Genomic DNA, 15202 nt, shown 5'->3' on the forward strand with positions numbered 1-15202 from the left:
TGAGTTTCCATAAGGCAGTCAAACATAATATTCGAGATAACGGTCTTGGAATTGTTCCTTGTTTTAAAGGTTTTAATTAAATTGATAGCTGCTTTCCTGAACATATTCAGACTTTGCTGAACATCTTTACCTATACTCTGCACCAATCTTCTTAAAAATGTACATCGAGCAGCCAGTGCATATATTTGTTGATACTGTCTGTTTTTAAATGGATGAAGATCATTCGTCGGTGATAAGATGAAAAGGTGTTGCCGTAAAAACGTTTTCGAGTGCGTAGCCAGGCGGAAATATCCGAATTATCCATATGTACATTCAGTAATGACCTATAGTCATAATTAGATAGTTTGAACGGTAAAATATTTATTATATTCATATTATATTATATTATTCATATTATACTGTGTGGTTTTGTATAGTTTATTTGCAAATCCATCACATCTCTTTTATTGAAATGACTAAATCACCGTGATATAATGTATAAGGTAAAAGAGTAAACGTTTGCGACTCCAATTTTACTATGACTGTGCGCCGATCCGTAAAAGTACGGCGACACTATCCACCGCAAAACAAAAAAACATAAACTTATTTTTTAAGGAGAAGACAATTATGTCCAACAGAATTATGAAAAAAACACTCGCCAGTGCGCTGGCTATAATCAGTGCAGCAACATTCGTACCCGGTTCCGTTATCGGCACTACCATCGCACCTATAGCTATAACCGCAAGCGCTGAAGTAGTAAGCGGCAATTACACCTATGAGGAGCTTTCCGACGGCACTATCAGTATCACAAAGTACACCGGTACCGAAAGCAAAGTTGAGATCCCTGTTAAGATCGATGGTAAGACCGTTACTAAGATCGGTAACCAGGCTTTTATGGGCAACAAAAATATAACAGAGGTATATTTTACCAATTCCATTAATTCGGTCGGTGAATTTGCATTCTGCAGCTGTACTGCTCTTAAGACCGTGTATTGCAGCAACAACGTTAAAACTATCGGACGCGGCGCTTTCGCAAGTTGCACAAGTCTCACTGATCTTTATAATTTCAGTGGACTGGAAACTATAGAAGAGGGTACATTCCAGAGATGTACCAGCCTTACTTGTTTTTTGATTCCTACGAATGTTAAAAATATCGGTACAGGCGCTTTTCAGGAGTGTACAAATCTTGAAAAAGTTGGCATTTCCGGTACCACTGTCGGCAAGAAAGCTTTCTACAATTGCGAGAAACTTACAACTATAGAATATATGAGTGATGTTGTTGATATCAAAGATTACGCATTCTACGGTTGTTCAAGCCTGAGCAAACTGTCTGAATGCCCAGAGCTGGAAACTATCGGCGATTATGCATTTTTCGGTTGTTCAAGCTTGAGTGAACTCTCTGATGGATACCAAAGTCTGAAAACTATTGGAAATTCTGCTTTCGGTTCTTGTACTGCATTAACTGAACTGAATCTGATCCCTTTTACAAAGTTGACTTCTATCGGCAATGATGCGTTTGCTAACTGCAAACTGCTCGAAGCAGTTGAACTTCCTGAGAACCTTACAACTCTGGGCAAGAGAACATTTGCAAACTGCCACGCACTGAAAGGGGTAGACATATACTCCAAGAAGCTCACCACTATCCCTCAGGCTGCTTTCGCTACAACAGGCATAGTTTCTTTCACAATTCCCGAGGGCGTAACTGATATCGATGACGCAGCATTCTATACCTGCAAATCACTCACCAAGGTAACTCTGCCCAAGAGCCTGACTACCATCGGTGACAAGTCATTCGGCGCTTGTACTTCTCTGAAAAACGTTATATACAACGGCACAAAGGCTCAGCTGGCTTCTATAGCTGTAGGTTCTGACAACACTGCTCTGACTGGCGCTGCTATCACTTACAACAATTCTTCAGCAAGCACATATCCTGTTGTAACAAACGTTCTGTACAACTCTCAGTATCATCAGTTCCAGCTCACATGGACACCTGTAGAAGGTGCTCAGAACTACGGTATTGCTGTATACCTGGCAGGCAGATGGAAGGTACAGACCCAGAGCATAGCTGCTTCTAATACTACCTTCGTATCTCCCAAGCTGACTCCCGGCAAGTCCTACAAGGTCGTTGTAGCTGCTAAGGTAAACGGCAAGTGGGATACTTCCAACCTCAGCAAGAGAGCTGTTACTGTTACCATAAAGTAAGCTTTAACAACTTCCAAAAAATATAACCACATTGTTTGGTGAAAAGCCGGCGGTCTTATTCGGGACTGCCGGTTTTTCATGTTATTCGGATATGCTCAAAAAAATCCATAATGAAAAAAGGCATCACACCGTTCGGTATGAACGCGATATCTTTTCTCAGTATATATCAGTTATGCAAAAACAACAGGTCACATTTTAAGTACCGATATCGCATCGGTGATGGTCTTTTCGAGGGCTTCCCTGCCATAAGCGTCCACCAGGGTTTCGGCTTTTTGGCAGTACAGAAACCTATGATATCAGCCTCTTTCATGAGCATATTTGTCATTTCAAGGCTGGGTATGATATCTTCAGGAAACAAGGCAACAAAAAAACTCGTAAACAAATCGTTTACGAGTTTTGAATGGTGCAGGTAAGAAGACTTGAACTTCCACGAGGTTGCCCCCACTAGCACCTGAAGCTAGCGCGTCTGCCTATTCCGCCATACCTGCATTTTTTATTTTGTTTTTGTTGTGTCCCTCACAACAGTATCTATTATATCACAGTCTTCCTATAAAGTCAACCCCTTTTGAAAATTTTTATTAAAAACCTTTTGTGAATTGCTTTTGCGACTTAACATTTATTACGATAAAAAACACCCCGCGCTGTCCCGCGCAGGGTGCCTTAATATATCAAGTTTATGGAATATCGTTTCCGGTCATTATAACTTTCATAAAGCCTTTCTTCCTGCTCAGTATTCCTATAACGAAAACGCCGATAATGCTTACACAGATAAATTCACCTAGGGATACGTACACTACGCTCTCCCAGAATGGCAGACCTTGTATGAAATGCAGTTCGGCGGCGATCACAAAACCATTTATCACCACAGGGAATATCGACGCGACCAGCAGGTTGATCTTTTCTCTGAATGCGTATATCAGAACCGCAGAGGCAAGGGTAGCCATTGAGCCGAATCCCACATCAGCAAAGCCCAGCGAGCTCATCATATTTGAAATAAAACAGCCTACCGTCAGGGAGAATATATAATCCTTGTTGAAAAAACACAGCAGCATCAGCAATTCTGAAATCCTCAGCTGCACCTGATCATAGGCAAGCGGTGCGCACAATATGGTCAGCAGCACGTACAGCGCTGTCATCACACCGATGTTCATCATTCTTCGTGAATTGATAAGTTCCATCGCCAGCCCTCCGTTTCAGCGTACAGGATCACAAACCCGTTCTTAAAAAAGCCGCCTGCCGCATAAAGCAGCAGGCTGACCGAATAATTTACTTGAATTAAGCCTTGCCAACAGAACCGAACAGTTCCATCTTCTCCTTGACCTTAGCCTTGATAGCCTCAAAGCCGGGAGCCAGCAGCTTTCTGGGATCGAAGCCCTTGCCCTGCTTGTCCTTGCCAGCCTCAACGTAGCCTCTTGTAGCGTCAGCAAATACCAGCTGGCACTCAGTGTTAACGTTGATCTTAGCTACGCCCAGGGAGATAGCCTTAGTGATCATATCATCGGGGATACCTGTACCGCCGTGCAGTACCAGAGGCATATCGCCAACAGTCTTGTTGATAGCCTCGAGAGTCTCAAAGCTCAGACCCTCCCAGTTATCGGGATATACACCGTGGATGTTGCCGATACCTGCAGCCAGGAAGTCAACACCCAGATCAGCGATCTGCTTGCACTCAGCAGGATCTGCGCACTCGCCCTTACCGATAACGCCGTCCTCTTCGCCGCCGATAGCGCCGACCTCAGCCTCGATGGAGAGACCCAGACCGTGAGCTACATTAACGAGCTCGGTTGTCTTAGCAACGTTCTCGTCGATAGGGAAATGAGAACCATCGAACATTATAGAAGTAAAGCCTGCCTTGATGCACTTGTAGCAGCCCTCATAGGAACCGTGGTCAAGGTGCAGAGCAACAGGAACAGTGATGCCCAGAGACTTATCCATAGCAGCTACCATAGCAGCAACAGTCTCGAAACCGCACATATACTTACCTGCGCCTTCGGATACACCGAGGATAACAGGCGAATTCAGCTCCTGAGCAGTCAGCAGGATAGCCTTTGTCCACTCAAGGTTGTTGATGTTGAACTGACCAACTGCGTACTTACCAGCTCTTGCCTTATCAAGCATTTCTTTAGCATTAACTAACATTATAAAATACCTCCAAAAAAATAATTATGGATTTTTTGCCATATCTATTATACATCATATCAACATGGATTTCAAGTGTATTTCCCTGATTTAACATTCTGTCTACATTTTCTTAACACGGTTAGTCATAACTGACTGTCATACCGTTCTGATATTACAGAGCGTTCCAGTATACAAAGAATATCAGCACACAGCCCCAGGCATTTCCTGTTTCTTTTCTGACTATCAGCATACCGTAAATCAGTATCAGCGCACACACCATTTCAAGGAAAGCATCAGGTGTAACACCTACCACACCGTGGACCAATATGCACATCACAGCGCAGAAGAATGCGCCCGTGTCCCAGAACCTGTATTTTGAGGGAAACAGTTCGCTGAACTTGTCGCGTATGACCACATAGTTGAAGCCCTCAAAAAATCCCCAGAACAGCGCGGTTATCAGAAGTCCCGTCACCTTGATGGGCAGGCTTTCTTCCAAAAGCTGCGGTGTCATGGACATATCGTAAAACGGGAACCATGGATGAACGTGTCCTCTTGCCAGATTATAGATGAAGTCGGGCACACAGCATAACAGGCTTAAAAGAAGTGCAGGCAGAAGATTTTTGGTATTCAGCCCGAATTTCGTAAATTTCTCACGCCTTAAGATACAGACTATCGTTATGCCAAGCCCCGCTATCGCAAACTGACCGCAAAGCGCCGTCACGCACAGCCTTTTCATCAACGGTTTGCTGAGGTCATATGAATATGCGTTTATTCTGTTTGCAAAAAGCAAGACCGCAAAACTCACCAATCCGATAATGATGAGATCTGCGATCAGCTGCTTTTTTCTTGCCCTATCGGGCTTTTTTATCGTTGTCTCCATTTTTGTTTATCACTTATCCTTTCTCCTCCAGACAAAGCCTGCACCCATACAAAGATACCAGCATACCCTTATGCTTTTCACAAGTCGGGAAATCTCTCAGGATATACTCCTTGCCGATCTCGGGGAACCATGACAGCCATTCGTTCAGCTCATCTTCATTTACATATTCCACCGTCATCTGATCGACGAGTTTACCGAAGCTTTCGAGCCACGGTATAACAAGCTCTTCTATGAGCGGATATCTGCGCCTGTCCCACCAGAGCTTGGTTTTGGCAGCCTCTATGCAACGCAGTATGAACGCTTTCTCGCTATCAAAGCCCGCCTTTGTCCAGGGCATTTCCGCTATCTCAAAACCTACGTTGCCCATCCCACATATATTCGTATGCTGTAGAGTCAGCCAGATGATAAGCTGCTTTTCACGTTCTGTCTCAGCCAGTGCAGACCCCGCCAGAACTATCGCGTCCAGAAATTCGTCCGATGCCGCATTGCCTAAACGAAAACATTCTTCAGCGGGAGAATTTCTGTGAACCATAAAAGTATTAGCCATATCACACCTCGTTCTTTCCAAATCGCATACGTTTGTGTGCATCATAGTTTCGGTGCTGTCGCCATTCTATCCTAAGAACAGCAAATGTCCGTCACTGCCAATAATTATGAATTGCTCAAACCTCGTACATCTGAATGACCTTGCGTGCAACTTCAAGCTTTGTGCAGCGCATATCCATAGCTTCTTTCTCGATATACCTGTGCGCCTGCTGTTCGGTGAAACCAAGATACTGCATCAGTGCCAGTTTTGCGCGGTTCACTGAACGTATCTCCTCCAGCTTTTTCTGCAGCTTTATGTTTTCTGACTTTATGCCCAGCATACGCTTTCTCGCCGCCGCTGTGAATCTCATTGCGCGATAGAAAAGCTCGCGGTTCAGGGGTTTTGATATTACCATAGCACCCACGTCTTCCACCTTGTCCGCAACATCTTCGTAAATATCGCTCTTTACCAAAAGTACGCACATCGCATCAGATGCGGAATAAACAAACTCTGCCAGATCGGAACCGTTCTCATCTGGCAGCGGACAGCTTACCACTATCATATCAAAATCCTGCTCCGATATTACACGCCTTGCGTCACGTCCCGTTGAAACAGTCGAGAACCTTACCCCGGGGAAAATCTCTTTCAGCTGACTTACAAGTGCAGATACGTGCTTGTCAGACCCTGCGGCTATAAGTATCCTGTCCAAAATTTCTCCCCCTTTCAGAATAATAGGCTATAAGTGTTTCTATCTTTAAAAGAGCATTTCTGCTCTGTTCCCGATCAAGAAAGATCATATCTCTGTTTCAGCTTTCTGATCGGCAAAATGCTTTTCAAGAAGCTCCCGCACCATACCCGGTGTGACACTTTCCTCGGTATCACGGAACGGCGCACATATCCTGATCTTCTTATCTTCGGAAATTATGTTTATACGGTGACTTTCCTCAGTGACCCTGACGAACCAGTAGTACACCCTGTCATCGTAAACTATCCTGCGTTTTCCTTTTTTTGATACCATTACAGAGTGTAGAAGTATCTCACTGTCTCGAACATTTCCTTGTTCTCGCAGACAGCATACTCCTTGGCTTCCTTCTCCTTTTCGTCCAGAACATGAGAAATAAGATTCTCGGAAAGCCTGTCTGCAAGGAATTCACTGCCCCTTGCCGCTTCGATAGCTTCATCGAGAGTTGCAGGAAGCTTTTCGGTAAGCTCCGCGATATTGTCGGGTGAAAGGTCGGTAGCCGAGCATAGCTCTTCACCGTTTAGCGCACCCTCAAGTGCGGCATAGATCACCAGACCCAATGCAAAATAAGGGTTGCAGGTGTTATCGGGAGAACGGAGTATCATGGCATTCTCATCGGTATTTATCATGGGCACTCTTATCAGCTGTGCGAAATTCTCGTGAGACCATGTGATATACTTAGGTGCACGGGAAGTTCCAAGTCTGCTGTAAGAACTTGCAGTAGAGTTCAGGAAAAGAGTTATCTCCCTGACTCTTTTGAGTATACCGGCTATCATGGACTTAGCCTCGCTGCCGAGATCACCTCTGCGGGGCATGAAAATATTCTCCATACCCTTCATGCAAAGCAGCATGATATGCAGACCCGAACCAGGTCTGTCACAGAGTGGCTTGGGCATGAATGTAGCATACAGACCGTTTCTGTCCGCTACTGATTTTACTACGTTCTTGAATGTAACCAGATTATCCGCCGCATTAAGGGCGTTGGAGTAACGGAAATCTATTTCGTTCTGACCCGGTCCGCTCTCATGGCGGGAGCTTTCGGGATAAATGTCCATCTGTTCGAGAGTCAGGCAGATATCTCTTCTCAGATTCTCACCCTTATCAGCAGGTGCAATATCACAGTAGCCCGCATAATCGTGAGGTATCTTTGTTATCTGACCGTTATCGTTCTTCTCGAAGACATAGAACTCACAGGAAGTGCCTATCTGAAAATTATAGCCTTTTCCTCTTGCATACTCCACAGCATTTTTCAGGAATGCTCTGCCGTCGCCGTCAAAGACAGTGCCATCTGTGTATTTTATTGTACAGAAAAATCTCACTACCCTGCCCTGCTGAGGTCTCCACGGCAGCAGCGACAGCGTATCCGGGTCGGGGAAAAGCAGCAAATCGGTGCTTGAAAAATTCATAAAGCCGCTGAGCTTTGAAGCATCAAAAAGCAGTCCCTTCTGGAATATCTTCGGCAGTTCCGAAGCGGGTACTGATATACTTTTAAGTGCCCCGAAAATGTCGCAGAACATCAGCTTTATAAACTTTACATCATTTTCCTCAACGAACTGAAGTACTTCCCTCTCGGTATATTTCATTTCACTACCTCCTTAAATATGACACAGCAGATATATCCATATCGCCGCGAACGGGAAAGGCAAAGCACAGAAAACTATCTCAGCCGCTTTGCGCATTTTGCTCTCCGCAGATATCTTATCCTTTATCATCGCCGCACCAAGCAATATCTCAAATGCCATCAGCAGCCCGGAAGCTATCTGCAATAAACTGATACGAAGCCATGTCATATCAATATAATTATCCATATCCAGTGCAAATTTATCCAGCAGATATTTTTTCTCCTCACCGCCGAATTTCCGCACTCTTCCGTCGATCACGGTTTTCTTATCAAGAGCAGCGTTCTTGTCAGCCCTGACAAACAGCCATGTGCCGTCCTTGGTACAGACACTGTAAAAGTAATCATTACCCGTAGGTATGTACCTGCAAAAGCTGTTTATTATCTCAAAATCCTCTTTGGTGTCACGATCGGTGATCTCAAATTCAACATGACCATAAAAAGGAGCTTTTTCAATATCTTTTACATCAACCTCAGACTTTACCAGAAGTCCCATCAGCCCGCTTAAAAGACATACAAGTGTGATAACTGCCGCCACAGCGCACCACAACCGCGGATGTTTTTCGATCTTTTCAATAAGTGTACCGTTTTCGACCATACTGCTTTCTCCATGGATACTTCTGAAATCAACTCGGATATCACCGCTGAGAACGCTTTATCTCATAACGCACTAGCCTTGAACTCCACAAAGAATTATACCATATTTCCCACTGCAATTCAAGTGCGTTTTACAAAAAAAGCACAGACAATCCGCCTATAGAAAGGCAACATCGCCTGTGCATATCTTTTAATTAGTAGTTCTGATCGCAGACAAAATCACCTGTTGCGATGTTGTAAGCAACACTGTAACCATGTGCACCATTGTCGGTGAAGAAGTAGTAGTACGCATAACCATTTTCTTCTGATCTGAACTGGCTGCCTGTAATATCGCCATTGATCCTACCTGCAACTGCTGTACGTACTGTATTTTCAAGATCTGAGATATCTACTTCTGCCTGACTGCTGCTGTCAGAAGCCTGGGACGAAGTGCCGTCACCGCTCTGTGCAGCTGATGAACTGTCACCGGGTTCAGCAAAGTTTACTGCACTGCTGTCATTGTCGCTCTGTGATGAAGTATCAGCAACGCTCTCGATAGACTGTGCAGCAGATTCAGTAGATACTGCACTCTCTGTAGGCTGAGCATTTGTATCAACGGGATCGGTTACAGCGGGTTCATCGTCTATGCCGTCGTCAACAGGTGTCTGATCCTGAGGCTGCTGTTCAGCTGCACTTGTTGCAACAGGTCTTGCAGTTCCTGCATTGTCAGTACCATTATCATTGCCCTTTTTGCCGAAGAGTCTCATGCCGATAAATATCGCTGCGATAACGATTATCAGCACTCCCACGGTAATAACAGCAGTTATGATGAACAGGCGCTTTCTTGCTGACTCTTCCTCGTAATCATCATCGTAACCATCATCAAAATCATCGAAGTCGTCGCCTGCAAAGAAATCATCATCTGCTCTGTCATCATCGATAACAGGAGCACTCTTCTTTCTGCTACCGCCGTTGCTGTTGCCGCGGCTGACATCGCTGTTGCTGTTGTTCTTTGCATTTTCAGGCAGAACAAAACGCTTCGTCATATCATCATCGGGCTTTTTGAATACCTTTGTCTCGTCACCGACACCGCCCTCAGATGTCATATTGCCGTCCTCATCGATAAGCAGATTGTGGCAGAACTTGCAAAGTACAGCCTCACCTGAAAGCTCCTTACCGCAGTACGGACAAGTTTTTGTTTTCATTTATATACCATTCCCCTCAGTAATGTAGTTCCAAATATAGTACCCCTCATCGGGGCATACTAATATGATAGCATAAATATCCGTAAAAATCAACCGTTTTTAACAAAAAAATCGGAAAAATTTCATCATATATCATGTTGTACAAAATACGGGGCATTTTCGGGGAAATTTCGCAAAAGTGTCCAGAAAATTCCGTCAGCTCTTTCTTCTTCTCACCTGTATGCCGCCGAGGTTGGAGCCTATGGACTCGATAGTTCTGTTATCCCTCTTGTCGGACTGCTTTTTCTTCTTTCCGCCGCCCTGTCTGCGCTCGGGCTTGGGTGCTGTGGGCTTGGAGGGGTCTTTCATAGTCAGGGATACTCTTCCGCGCTGCATATCAACATCCAGTACCCATACCTTTACGACGTCGCCGACCTTTACAACTTCCAGCGGGTGCTTGATGAACTTGTCGCAAAGCTGGGAGATATGTACCAGACCGTCCTCATGCACACCAATATCAACAAACGCACCGAAGTCGATAACATTTCTTACAGTACCCATCAGCTCCATACCCGGTGTGAGATCTTTCAGTTCCATAACGTCGCCGCTTCTCATCAGGGGAGGAGGCAGTTCATCACGGGGGTCACGTCCGGGCTTTTCAAGCTCCTTGACGATATCCGTAAGGGTAGGCAGACCTGTATCCAGTTCCTTAGCAAGAGCCGCAAGGTCACGGTCTTTCATAGCAGAGGTCAGCTTTTCGGTGTTGCCAACATCGCTCTCATCTATGCCGCACTTCTCCAGCAGAGCCTTTGCAGCTGCGTAGCTCTCGGGGTGGATACCTGTATTGTCAAAGGGATTCTTAGCCTCGGGCACACGCAGGAAGCCAGCGCACTGCTCATAAGCTTTAGCACCAAGCTTCTTGACTTTCAGCAGCTGCTTTCTGTCGGTGAATGCGCCATTCTCTTCACGGTAAAGCACGATATTCTTTGCCACAGCGGAGTTGATTCCCGAAATGTACGAAAGCAGAGAATAAGATGCTGTATTTACATCAACACCAACCGAGTTAACGCAGTCCTCAACAACACCCTTGAGAGCATCGTCCATTCTTGCCTTGGGCATATCGTGCTGATACTGTCCAACACCTACTGCCTTGGGATCGATCTTTACAAGCTCCGCAAGGGGATCCTGCAAACGTCTTGCGATGGATACAGCCGATCTCAGCGAAACATCGTAATCGGGGAATTCCTCAGCTGCCAGCTTTGAAGCTGAGTAAACCGAAGCACCTGCCTCGGATACCACCATGTAGCTGACCTTGCGGTCGATCCCGCGGATAAGATCAGCGGTGAAATCCTCAGTTTCACGGGAAGCTGTACCGTTGCCGATAGCGATGGTAGTAACACCATACTTGTTTATCATCTTTGTGAGAACGCTCTTTGCCTCTTCCTTGCGGCGCTCGCTCTGAGTCAGGTAGACTATGGCAGTATCCAGCACCTTACCTGTTTCGTCAACGGTAGCCACCTTACAGCCGTGGGCATATCCGGGGTCAAGACCAAGTGTTACGGTATTCTTAACAGGCGGTGCCATCAACAGCTGACGAAGATTGGACGAGAACACCTTGATAGCGCCCTCCTGCGCATTCGCAGAAAGTTCAGCCCTTATCTCACGCTCAACAGATGGAGCGATAAGTCTGCTGAAACTGTCATCGCAGGCAGCAGCCACCAGCTTGCCGCAGGCGGAATCATTCTTAACATACTGTCCGCGGCATATCTCTTCGCCCATTCCCTCGGGGATATCTATGCTGACTTTCAGCGCGCCCTCTTTCTCACCGCGGTCAAGTGCAAGTACGCGGTGACCCGCAGTCTTCGATACATTCTCGCTGTACTCGAAGTAGTTCTTGTAAACCACGTCAGCTTCCTCGGAAGCTGCAGCAGAGGTTATCTTGCCCGACTTGTTATAAGCTTCACGCAGAGCCTTTCTCAGCTCGGCATTATCGGAAACGTCCTCAGCGATTATATCCATAGCGCCCTGAACAGCCGCAGCTGCGTCGGAAACGCCCTTTTCTTCATTAACAAAAGCAGCAGCTTCAGCGTTGGGATCGGTATCGGCAGACTGTGCCATGATAAGTTCAGCAAGAGGTTCAAGACCCTTCTCTCGTGCGATAGAAGCTCTGGTCTTTCTCTTGGGCTTGTATGGACGGTAGATGTCCTCAACTTCCACCAGCGTAACAGCCTTTTCGATAGCAGCGGCGATCTCGTCGGTCATCTTTTCCTGTTCGGTTATGGCGTTAACGACTTCCTCCTTGCGCTTTTCAAGATTGCGCAAGTAAGTCAGCCTGTCATAAAGCTCACGGATCACCTGATCGTCCAGTGAACCCGTAACTTCCTTACGGTAACGGGCAATAAAGGGTATGGTCTTGTCGTCATCCAGCAGGGCAACAGTGTTGTCCACCTGTTCCTGTCTTAAATTGAATTCCTGTGCAAGAACTTTATTAATATCCATATTTTCTTTCCTTTCCCCGCAGACTTCACATGCGGTATCATGCGGTATCTAATAATTATACCACAAAATGAGCAGATTGTAAAGACGCAGATGAACAAATATTCCAGTCAGCCTGTCCACAACGCGAAAAAGCCCGAAAAAGGCGATCACCTCTTTCGGGCAAATATCACTTTATCAGCGCCAGAGCCGCATTTTTGTAGTTCTCATCATCAGTGACTTCCTTTATCACCTTGATAAAATCAGGGAAAACTATCTCAGTATTCTCGTCACTTAGTTCGATCTCAGCAATAGCCTTGTCGTCCCAGAATGGATAAACATCTATCTCGTAATACAGATTATTCTCCGAAAGACAGTATCTTGTCTTTCTTATCTGCCTGCGGGAGGTATCGGCATCCATCAGCAGTGCGAGGTACTCTTCCTGAGTCAGCCTGCGCTCTATCTCGACACGCTTCATATCCGTAATCTTTTTCTTTCTGGTGAGATAATACACAAAGCTTCCGCCTGTACCGCGCTGGCGCACCCTGACTTCGTCGCCGTTATCCGATTTAAGATAAGTCTGGATTATCTCCACACGGGAACAGTTCGGCAAAGCTTCAAGCTGAACTGTGTCGGGGTACTCTATAAGGAATTTACGTTCTATCTCCAGAGGTTCAGGTTCTCCAAGGAACGAAGCTATCTCCGACATCAGACGCTGCATCTTTCCCTCAAAATCGGTGGAATTGTCTATTACCCTGAGATGGGGATGACCCGTCCATGAAGCTATGAGTTTTTCATCTATCTCACAAGCCTGCTCGGGAGTTTCCGTTCTCGCTGAATTGTTGGACAGCGTATAGAACTTCTCAGCGCCCTTAGCCGCAGTCACCAGATGGAACACCGCATCGTAGTTGTCACGGAGTTCGACTTCTTTCATGCCGATGCTGTCAAGCACCTCGGCAAATTCCTCTTTCGACATATAAGCCTTGTTATCCAGAGCACCCCTGTCACATACGATAAGATACTTATCCTTGCCCATAGTCGAAGCCGCACGCTGGAAAACTCTTTCCTTTTCAAGCTGCAAAGCAAACAGGCTCTTCTGAAAATCCACGTTGCTGCCGCAAGTCCAGGGCGCAACTCCGCCGCCTATCAGCTCACTGGCTGTTTCGGGCACGAAAAGCACTGTGTAGCCCAGTTTGTCAAACTCTTTCATAATACGGCTCATAGCCGTTGATTTTCCTCCGCACGGTCCGCCCGTGATTACTATCTTTTTGATATCCATACCCTGACCTCCAGACGATGTCTCACGCAGGCGGCAAGCCGCTCACGCAATTATATTATAAAACACCGCCGTTCAAAAGTCAATAGTCACGCCCCTGTTTAACTCCGACAACAGGCTGTATCTGAACGCCTTTCAGCGCCATTTCCACCGTTTCGGGCAGAAGCGAAAGGTCAGCAACCATGGAAGCAGGCTTTTTCACGATATCGTCCTGAGCATAGGGCACAAAATAGTAGTTGCGATAATTCTGCAAAATGCCTATGTTTTTTGCACAAGCTCCAAGCGCATCATTTGTCGATATGGCTATCACCACAGGCAGACAGCTCCGCAGATGGCTTTTCACAGCCATGGTCAATGGCGTGTCGGTTATGCCCACCGCCAGCTTCGCCGCCGAATTCGCTGTACAAGGTGCCACGACCATTACATCGCACATTCTTTTCGGACCTATAGGTTCCGAATCTTCGATGGTCTTTATGACCTTTCTGCCTGCGATGTTTTCCAGCCGTTTGATATTGTTTGCCGCTTTTCCGAATCGAGTATCCACCTCTGCGGCATTGAATGACATTATTGGCAGAAGCTCCGCGCCCATATTCCGAAGCCTTTCAGCCGCGGAAAAACTTTTCTCAAATGTGCAGAAAGACCCCGACAGCCCATAGCCTATCCTGACACCTTTCAGTCTGTTTTCTGTCGGCAATTTGTTATCCCCCTCTCGTCTGTTATCTCCCTTATCGATTCCGCGATAATCCTGCCTGCCGCCGCAGGTGCGGCTTTTCCAGGCAGTGCAAGAGCGTGTATCGCATTTATCTCTAATCTTTTTGCCGCCGCGAAGTCAGTTCCGCCGGGCTTTGAAGCCAGGTCTATCACCGTACACCCGGTCTTGACCGATGCCAGAATATCTTCCGTAAGAACCATCGCGGGGACTGTATTTATAATAGTATCAAATCTGCCGATATTCTCAGCAAGTTCTGTCATCGGAAAACTGTCGAAACCCTCCGACCATACCTGCGCAAGTACTTCGGGTCGTCTTGCGGTGACTGAACATTTTGCTCCCGCCGCTTTAAAAAGCCACCCGCAGCACTTGCCTGTTCTTCCAAAACCGATGATCAACACCTTGCTGCTGAAAACAGTGTCTGCGCTGTTACCCATTGCTATCATCAGCGCACCCTCAGCCGTGGGGATACTATTTTTAACAGCCAAGCTTTCCCGCTTGAAATAATCTTCGACTTGCAGACCCATCTGCGAAAACAGGTTTTCCTGCTTGGCGGAGATCCTGCCACCAAGTACAAGACCGCCCGATTTCACCTGAGAAGCCAGCTTTTCAAGGCTTATCTTCTCACCGCCGATATCGATACTGTCACCGCCCGATAAAAGCGGCAGTACAAGCACATCTGCCATTTCGGGCATATCCTCGAATGAGATCAGCTTCTCTGTTTCCTCCGCCCCATCTATACCCAGCGCGTATACTTTTCCGAAAGTGCATAGCTCTTCACACATATATACCTGACGCAGGTCTCCGCCCGCACATAAAAACACAGCTTTTTCCATGCCGCGACCTCCCGTTCGTTACTGTATTTTATAGTATGCGGGAGAGACAGGTCGGGTGAATGCGTACAAAAAATCCCC

14 protein-coding genes and 1 tRNA gene are annotated in these 15202 nt (G+C 46.3%); 1 reads left to right on the forward strand and 14 read right to left on the reverse strand.

Features of this window, described 5'->3' with window-relative positions:
- Nucleotides 1–606: 606 nt before the first annotated feature.
- On the forward strand, nucleotides 607–2181 hold the full coding sequence (locus tag BMY75_RS14045) for a leucine-rich repeat domain-containing protein (protein WP_074834925.1): 1575 nt from the start codon (nucleotides 607–609) through the stop codon (nucleotides 2179–2181).
- Nucleotides 2182–2582: 401 nt separating this feature from the next.
- On the opposite strand, the gene BMY75_RS14055 is transcribed toward BMY75_RS14045, so the two are convergent.
- The 14 genes from BMY75_RS14055 to BMY75_RS14120 all read right to left on the reverse strand — a co-directional run bounded on the left by BMY75_RS14055 (nucleotide 2583) and on the right by BMY75_RS14120 (nucleotide 15124).
- A tRNA-Leu gene (locus tag BMY75_RS14055) sits at nucleotides 2583–2669 on the reverse strand.
- A 186-nt stretch (nucleotides 2670–2855) separates the two neighbouring features.
- Nucleotides 2856–3359, reverse strand: a complete 504-nt coding sequence (locus tag BMY75_RS14060) for a QueT transporter family protein (protein ID WP_074834929.1) — start codon at nucleotides 3357–3359, stop codon at nucleotides 2856–2858.
- 97 nt (nucleotides 3360–3456) lie between these two features.
- Nucleotides 3457–4320: a class II fructose-1,6-bisphosphate aldolase gene (fba, locus tag BMY75_RS14065; protein WP_024857302.1), complete on the reverse strand. Its 864-nt coding sequence runs from the start codon at nucleotides 4318–4320 to the stop codon at nucleotides 3457–3459.
- 154 nt (nucleotides 4321–4474) lie between these two features.
- Nucleotides 4475–5182 carry a hypothetical protein gene (locus BMY75_RS14070; RefSeq protein WP_081350568.1) on the reverse strand — a complete coding sequence of 236 codons (708 nt, stop codon included), beginning with the start codon at nucleotides 5180–5182 and terminating at the stop codon, nucleotides 4475–4477.
- Between the two features lie 13 nt (nucleotides 5183–5195).
- Nucleotides 5196–5729 (reverse strand): hypothetical protein, encoded by a 534-nt coding sequence (locus BMY75_RS18065; protein WP_074834931.1) that lies wholly within the window; start codon nucleotides 5727–5729, stop codon nucleotides 5196–5198.
- Between the two features lie 115 nt (nucleotides 5730–5844).
- On the reverse strand, nucleotides 5845–6417 hold the full coding sequence (locus BMY75_RS14080; RefSeq protein ID WP_074834933.1) for an ANTAR domain-containing response regulator: 573 nt from the start codon (nucleotides 6415–6417) through the stop codon (nucleotides 5845–5847).
- 84 nt (nucleotides 6418–6501) lie between these two features.
- Nucleotides 6502–6726, reverse strand: a complete 225-nt coding sequence (locus BMY75_RS14085; RefSeq protein WP_074834935.1) for a hypothetical protein — start codon at nucleotides 6724–6726, stop codon at nucleotides 6502–6504.
- The gene (locus tag BMY75_RS14090) at nucleotides 6726–8033 is read right to left on the reverse strand and encodes a glutamine synthetase family protein (protein WP_074834937.1); all 1308 of its coding nucleotides are present in this window, start codon (nucleotides 8031–8033) and stop codon (nucleotides 6726–6728) included. The genes BMY75_RS14085 and BMY75_RS14090 overlap by 1 nt, the downstream gene beginning before the upstream one ends.
- Nucleotides 8034–8045: 12 nt before the next feature.
- Nucleotides 8046–8666, reverse strand: coding sequence for a hypothetical protein (locus BMY75_RS14095; protein WP_074834939.1), 621 nt, complete (start codon nucleotides 8664–8666; stop codon nucleotides 8046–8048).
- A 193-nt stretch (nucleotides 8667–8859) separates the two neighbouring features.
- Nucleotides 8860–9849 carry a hypothetical protein gene (locus BMY75_RS14100; protein ID WP_074834941.1) on the reverse strand — a complete coding sequence of 330 codons (990 nt, stop codon included), beginning with the start codon at nucleotides 9847–9849 and terminating at the stop codon, nucleotides 8860–8862.
- Between the two features lie 195 nt (nucleotides 9850–10044).
- The gene (locus tag BMY75_RS14105) at nucleotides 10045–12327 is read right to left on the reverse strand and encodes a Tex family protein (RefSeq protein WP_074834943.1); all 2283 of its coding nucleotides are present in this window, start codon (nucleotides 12325–12327) and stop codon (nucleotides 10045–10047) included.
- Between the two features lie 166 nt (nucleotides 12328–12493).
- A complete protein-coding gene (locus tag BMY75_RS14110) occupies nucleotides 12494–13582 on the reverse strand; it encodes an AAA family ATPase (protein WP_074834945.1) in 1089 nt (362 codons plus the stop codon).
- 79 nt (nucleotides 13583–13661) lie between these two features.
- The gene (locus BMY75_RS14115; protein ID WP_081350569.1) at nucleotides 13662–14273 is read right to left on the reverse strand and encodes a dipicolinate synthase subunit B; all 612 of its coding nucleotides are present in this window, start codon (nucleotides 14271–14273) and stop codon (nucleotides 13662–13664) included.
- Nucleotides 14252–15124: a dipicolinate synthase subunit DpsA gene (locus BMY75_RS14120; RefSeq protein ID WP_074834947.1), complete on the reverse strand. Its 873-nt coding sequence runs from the start codon at nucleotides 15122–15124 to the stop codon at nucleotides 14252–14254. The genes BMY75_RS14115 and BMY75_RS14120 overlap by 22 nt, the downstream gene beginning before the upstream one ends.
- Nucleotides 15125–15202 lie beyond the last annotated feature (78 nt).

This window comes from Hominimerdicola alba (assembly GCF_900109655.1).
GTDB lineage: Bacteria > Bacillota > Clostridia > Oscillospirales > Ruminococcaceae > Hominimerdicola > Hominimerdicola alba_B.

Coding starts and splice junctions, on each gene's coding strand:
- BMY75_RS14045 (WP_074834925.1), top strand. CDS start 607: ATGTCCAACAGAATTATGAAAAAAACACTCGCCAGTGCGCTGGCTATA.
- BMY75_RS14060 (WP_074834929.1), bottom strand. CDS start 3,359: ATGGAACTTATCAATTCACGAAGAATGATGAACATCGGTGTGATGACA.
- fba (WP_024857302.1), bottom strand. CDS start 4,320: ATGTTAGTTAATGCTAAAGAAATGCTTGATAAGGCAAGAGCTGGTAAG.
- BMY75_RS14070 (WP_081350568.1), bottom strand. CDS start 5,182: ATGGAGACAACGATAAAAAAGCCCGATAGGGCAAGAAAAAAGCAGCTG.
- BMY75_RS18065 (WP_074834931.1), bottom strand. CDS start 5,729: ATGGCTAATACTTTTATGGTTCACAGAAATTCTCCCGCTGAAGAATGT.
- BMY75_RS14085 (WP_074834935.1), bottom strand. CDS start 6,726: ATGGTATCAAAAAAAGGAAAACGCAGGATAGTTTACGATGACAGGGTG.
- BMY75_RS14090 (WP_074834937.1), bottom strand. CDS start 8,033: ATGAAATATACCGAGAGGGAAGTACTTCAGTTCGTTGAGGAAAATGAT.
- BMY75_RS14095 (WP_074834939.1), bottom strand. CDS start 8,666: ATGGTCGAAAACGGTACACTTATTGAAAAGATCGAAAAACATCCGCGG.
- BMY75_RS14100 (WP_074834941.1), bottom strand. CDS start 9,849: ATGAAAACAAAAACTTGTCCGTACTGCGGTAAGGAGCTTTCAGGTGAG.
- BMY75_RS14105 (WP_074834943.1), bottom strand. CDS start 12,327: ATGGATATTAATAAAGTTCTTGCACAGGAATTCAATTTAAGACAGGAA.
- BMY75_RS14110 (WP_074834945.1), bottom strand. CDS start 13,582: ATGGATATCAAAAAGATAGTAATCACGGGCGGACCGTGCGGAGGAAAA.
- BMY75_RS14120 (WP_074834947.1), bottom strand. CDS start 15,124: ATGGAAAAAGCTGTGTTTTTATGTGCGGGCGGAGACCTGCGTCAGGTA.